Origin of the sequence: Streptomyces niveiscabiei (assembly GCF_001419795.1) — a bacterium.
Taxonomy (GTDB): domain Bacteria; phylum Actinomycetota; class Actinomycetes; order Streptomycetales; family Streptomycetaceae; genus Streptomyces; species Streptomyces niveiscabiei.
The window spans coordinates 1-5,214 of the sequence record NZ_LIRL01000206.1; the positions used below are offsets into that span (position 1 = coordinate 1).

Annotated in this window: 5 protein-coding genes and 1 pseudogene; 2 read left to right on the forward strand and 4 right to left on the reverse strand. The window is 72.3% G+C overall.

Annotation, left to right across the window (positions count from 1 at the left end; translation table 11 throughout):
• Nucleotides 1–326 (reverse strand): hypothetical protein (locus tag AOK24_RS11610; protein ID WP_206191180.1); only part of this gene is annotated, 326 nt, incomplete at its 3' end.
• 266 nt (nt 327–592) lie between these two features.
• On the opposite strand from AOK24_RS11610, the gene AOK24_RS11615 reads away from it, so the two are divergent.
• Both AOK24_RS11615 and AOK24_RS11620 read left to right on the forward strand, forming a co-directional pair.
• Nucleotides 593–1,237 (forward strand): ribonuclease domain-containing protein, encoded by a 645-nt coding sequence (locus tag AOK24_RS11615; protein WP_159051844.1) that lies wholly within the window; start codon nt 593–595, stop codon nt 1,235–1,237.
• A gap of 63 nt (nt 1,238–1,300) precedes the next feature.
• Nucleotides 1,301–1,675 carry a barstar family protein gene (locus AOK24_RS11620; RefSeq protein ID WP_055719987.1) on the forward strand — a complete coding sequence of 125 codons (375 nt, stop codon included), beginning with the start codon at nt 1,301–1,303 and terminating at the stop codon, nt 1,673–1,675.
• Nucleotides 1,676–1,687: 12 nt separating this feature from the next.
• Here AOK24_RS11620 and AOK24_RS11625 read toward each other — a convergent pair whose 3' ends face one another.
• The 3 genes and pseudogenes from AOK24_RS11625 to AOK24_RS11635 form a co-directional block, all read right to left on the reverse strand.
• A complete protein-coding gene (locus AOK24_RS11625; protein ID WP_055719988.1) occupies nt 1,688–3,091 on the reverse strand; it encodes a M20/M25/M40 family metallo-hydrolase in 1,404 nt (467 codons plus the stop codon).
• Nucleotides 3,092–3,159: 68 nt separating this feature from the next.
• A complete protein-coding gene (locus AOK24_RS11630; protein WP_055719989.1) occupies nt 3,160–4,710 on the reverse strand; it encodes a substrate-binding domain-containing protein in 1,551 nt (516 codons plus the stop codon).
• 108 nt (nt 4,711–4,818) lie between these two features.
• Nucleotides 4,819–5,214: pseudogene (locus AOK24_RS11635) on the reverse strand (serine/threonine protein kinase); the annotation flags it as partial.

Consider the following 5,214-nt stretch of genomic DNA (forward strand, 5'->3'; position numbering starts at 1 on the left):
GTGAGGACGAGGCCGGCCGGGAAGGAGGGGGGATCCCCGTGGGGGCAGCCGGAGACGCAGGCGAAGTCGACGACGAGGCCGGTCGCGACGGCGCGGGGCGTGCCCCAGCCGCGCCACTTCAGGCCGTACAGGGTGGTGGTGTCGGTGAGGTCCACGACGTCGGGGCTCTGCCGGGGGACCGAGCGCGCGTCGTCGACGTAGGCCGGGCCGGTCCAGGGGATCGCGGTCGGTGCCGGGCCCTCGGCCCGGGCGCCGCCGGAGACGGTGCCGCACCCCGTGAGTCCGAGGACGAGCAGCGCCGACAGCGCGGGTATGACATACCGCATGCCGTGCTCCTCTCCGTACCTACGGTGGTCTGGACCACCTTTACAGGAAGAGCACCACTTTCACCCGATCCGGGTAAACGGACCATGTCCTTGCCTTAAGGATCAGGCAAAACGTGGAAACGCTCCCACATTCCGGTAACAGCCGGCCGCCTTTTCCGACCCCCGGCTGTGATCCGGCCGCCGGACCGCTGTCACGCCGGGCTGGTTCCTTGTGCCGCACCGGGGCCGTCGGCCTCGGGAACCCGGAACGAATCGAGGAGCACGAAGTGTCGACTTCCCCTGCCCCGGTGTGCGCGCCTGACGCGGAACGCCGCAAGAAGCCCCGGCTGCGTGGCCGCCGGGCCCTGACCGTCGCGGGCGTCCTGCTCGCCCTCGTCGGCGGCACGGCCGGTACGGCGATCGCGCAGCCGCCGCCCGGCGCCTGCCGCCAGTGGTGCAACAACCCGCCCGGCGGTGCCCCGGTCATCACCAACCAGCAGTGGGACGAAGCCGAACAGGCCGCCGACTTCTGGGCGAACCACCGGGTCGACCCCCATTTCTCGTGGGGCATCGGGCAGTTGGACGCAGCCAACGGCCATGGCTGGCCGGGGCAGGCGGACGGCGGGCGCTGGTTCGACTTCTGGGACACCGCCGCGCGGGCCACCCGGTACATCTACTACGGCGGTCGCTACAACGACCGCGGCGGCGACCTCGCCTCGTTCGAGCAACAGGCCCGCCACGAACCGTCGTCCCGCGCCTTCTCGACGGGCAACGGGCGTACGGCTCCTTACGTCGAGTACGACATCGACGAGCACACCTCGACGCGCGGACAGGACCGCGGGCTGCGCCGCATCATCCGCAACCCGCTGACCGGGAACGTGTTCGCGACCTGGGACCACTACCAGACGTTCGCCTGGCTGGGTAAGTACTGACAGCCGCACCGGGGGCGCGGCGCCGGCCGCGCCCCCCTTCAACTCGAAAGGCAGGTACGTCCGTTGACCCGCACGACCGACTGGATCCGCCCCCTGGCCGAGGCGCCGGCCGCCGCGAAGGAGGTGAGCGGCGCGCGCAGCCGTACCCGCCAGGACCTGTTCACGGAGTGGAGCGCCGCACTCGGCTTCCCCGGCCACTTCGGCCGCAACTGGGACGCGTTCACCGACTGCCTGCGCGACATCGCGCCGACGGCGGTCGTCGTACGGGACGCGGGCGCCCTGCTCGCCGACGCGCCGCAGCTCGAACTCGCCGTCCTGCTCGACGTGTTGGCCGAGGCGGCGGGCGACGACAGCGCCGCCCCGCGTCTCCTCCTCTTCCTGGACGACACCCCGGACCGGCTCGCGGCCCTCAACGCCCGCCTGACGAAGGACAGTTGATCAACTCCCCTGCTACGACTGGGGAGAAGGGAACGCCACCGGCCCGCGCAGCCCCGCCCGGTTCACGGCCCGCACCCCGAAGAACACGTTGTCCTTCGACAGGTCCACCTCGTACGACGTCACGTCCCCGGCCTGGACGACGTGCGTCCACTCGGGCGCCGTCGTCTCGCGCCAGACGACCTCGTAGCCGGCGAGGTCGGGTTCGGTGCCCCGACTCCACACCAGGCGCGTCGAGTTGGTGAGCGCCGAGGTCACGATCCGCGTCCCGCGCGGCGCGCCCGGCGCCTGGGCGAGCGTCCACAGCGCGGCGGCGTTCACGCGCGCGACGCGGGCGGTGTAGGCGAAGTCGCAGAACTCCGGCAGGTCCCCGAACTGCCGGCCGTTCTCGACGCGGACGTCCTGGTGCTGGTGGGCGAAGTCCTCGGCGGGCTCGGTGAACCGGAGCGCGGGGTAGCCGTTCTCCAGGAACGGGATGTGGTCGCCGCCGCGCAGATAGCGGTCCCGGCGGTAGATCACCCGGACGCGCATGCCGGTGGCGTCGTTGTCGGCAACGTCCCTGACGAACCGGGCGAGTTGGCGGGTGTCGGAGTCGTTCTCGCCGCCCACCGAGCGCCGCACGGCGGCCTGTGCGGGCGTCTCGGAGGTGGGCACGCCCTCCGCGAAGAGCCGGATCGTGTACAGGTCGCGGCTCCCGTCGTCGGCGGTGGAGCTGCCCACGATGTCGTTGGTGAACATCGCCCGTACGTCCGCCCCGGCGCCCTTCAACTGCCGTGCCAGGTAACCCGATCCATACAGTCCCTGTTCCTCCCCGGCGACCGCCGCGAACACGATCGTGGCCGCCGGGCGGCGCCGCGCGAACACCCGCGCCAGCTCCAGCACGACGGCCACGCCGGACGCGTCGTCGTCCGCGCCCGGCGCGTCGGACACGGCGTCCATGACGTCGCTGACACGCGAGTCGTAGTGCCCGGAGACGACGTGCACCCGCTCGGGGGTGACCGAACCCCGCAGCGTGGCAAGGACGTTGGTGATCCGCGTGGGGACGGGGATCCTGGCCGCCGGTTCCTGGACGTACGACTGGAGCTCGACCGTCATCCGGCCGCCCGACTCGGCGGCGTACGACCGGAGTCGGTCCTGGATCCAGTCGCGGGCGGCGCCGATACCGCGGGCCGGGTCGTCCTGCGTCGACAGGGTGTGGCGGGTGCCGAAGGAGACGAGGGCGCGGATCGTCGCCTCGATGCGGTTCGGGTCCAACTCCTTGAGCAGAGACCTGAGTTCACGGCTCGGGGGCTGGGTGGTCGCGGGCCGGCCGGTGGCGGTCGCTTCGGCGGCGGTGGCCTCCGCGGCCGTCGCGCCGAGGGTCGCGGCGGTGGCCGCTGTCGCGGTGAGGACGGTGCGCCTGGTGGGGGTGGGGGGCATGGCTCCTCCTGGGGCGGTGTCCTGCCGATGCTCCTGGACACCGCCGACGGGCGGCAAGAGGGCCTGGTTCAGGGCGAGTTGGCGGCCAGGCCGGTCTCCGCGCAGAGTTGCAGGCCCTGCGGGCTCCAGCAGGGCAGGTGGCCGTGGGAGCGGATCGTCGTCTGGCCGGCGCCCCGGACGAGGTAGGTCAGGAAGTTCGCGGCGAGGGAGCCGGCGGGCGGGTTGCCGTACGTGTAGGCGTACTCGATCTCGCGGTACGGGTAGGCGCTGGTGCCCTGTTCGATGGCCTTGAGGTCGGGCGCGTCGCCGTCGAGCCTGAGCGGGTGCAGGCCCTTCGTGCGTTCGGCGACGTTCAGTTCGCTGTAGCCGATCGCGCCGGAGGTCCTCCGGATCTGCGCCAACACCTGGGCGGTGGAGTCGAGTTCGCAGCGGACGGGGCCCGTGCGCGGCGCGTAGTCCCGCTTCACGCAGTCGGAGGAGGTGTTCTCCGTCTCGCTGCGGTTCAGCACGCGGCGCTGGAAGACCTGCCGGGTACCGGAGTTGGCGTCCCGGCTGACCATCCGCACCGGCAGGTCGGGGCCGCCGACCTGGCGCCAGTTGGTGATCTCGCCGCGGTAGATCCGCCGTACGGAGTCGGTGGAGAGGTTCGTGAGCGGCACGTCGTCGTTCACGACGAGCGCGAAGACCGAGAGCGCCGCCCGTTCCTCGCCGAGGGCGTCCATGCCCGCGAGCCGGGGGCCGTCGGAGAGGGCGATCAGCGACGGGAAGCCCTGTCGGCCGCCCGCCGACATCAGGTCGCGCAGCCCGGCGGTCGAGCCGTGCGCGTCGACCTCGATCGTCGCGCCCTCGCAGTCGTGCTGGAAGCGCTCGGCGACGTCCCGGACGACCGGCGCGAAGGCGGTCGAGCCGCTGACCGTCAGCTTCCCTTCCGCGCACTCGACGGGCGGCGGGGTGTCGTCGCGGACCACGACCATCGCGGCCAGCGTCACCACGCAGACCGTCAGCATCACCGAGATCGCCCGCGCCGCCCGGCTGAACAGCGGGGGTACGTCGTCCGGGGTAGCACTGCGGTTGGGGTGGACCTCCCCCTCACGTATGCCGCCGTACAGGCGTATGGGGCTGCCGACGTCGCCGCCGGAGAGCAGGACGAGGAGCTTGTAGTGGTCGCCCCGGTTGAGGGGGACGCGCGGGATGCGCAGCGTGTGGCCGTCGTACCCGAAGCCCCGCGCCTCGGTGAAGTGGTCCATCAGGTGGTCGGTGTCGGTCGGCTGGGTGACCGTGACGCCCTTGACGGTGCGGTCGGTGAACACCGCGGTGAGGCCGTGGACTTCGGGCGAGGTGTAGTCGTCGCGGTCGATGCCCTGCGAGCCGTCGTTCTCGATCCGCAGCAGGACGAGCGTCGCGTCCGTCATCCCCGGGGTCTCCTCGAAGAGACCGAGCCGCCGGTTGGCGCGGCCCGAACGGGCGTCGTCACCAATGGGGTTGTCCATCTGTACGCGGTAGCCGACCCGTCTGCGGCGCGGCACCCGGCGCTCGTACCAGACCATCACCCCGGAGGCGACGATGCCGAGCATCGCCGTGCCCACGGCCACCCCGTTCTCCGCGTTCAGCCACTCCACCGGGCTCCCCCGCCACTGCCGACCCCTGGACCGTGGCGTCACGGTACGGGCGCGCGGGGGGCGTGCGCCCGGACAAACCGGGCCAAATCCCTTATGTTCGCCGGACGTTCACCCCTTGGTGTAAGTCAGCTTCTCCCCGGTGGAGATGTTGACCCGTTCCAGGGTGCCGCCGGGCAGGAGCGCGACCTCGGTGGCCGCGCCCGGCGTGCAGGAGGAGAGGGGGCGGCCGGTGGTGACCCGGGAGGGGCCGTACGCCAGCGGGCCGACGCCGCCGGCCGGGCCGCGGGTCAGCGTCGCCGTGAACTCGCAGTGGTAGCCGGGGCCTTGGGCGACGAGGGTGAGCGCCGCGGTGCCCGGTTCGCCCTGGGCGATGGTGAGTTCGCGGGTGCTCGTGGTGCCGATCGTCGCCTTCCAGGTGCCCAAGTAGGCGGCGGGGACGGTTCCTTCGCCCCCGGTGGACTGCGAGGCGGAGGGCTCCGGGGTGGGCCCGGTGGAGTCCGGGGT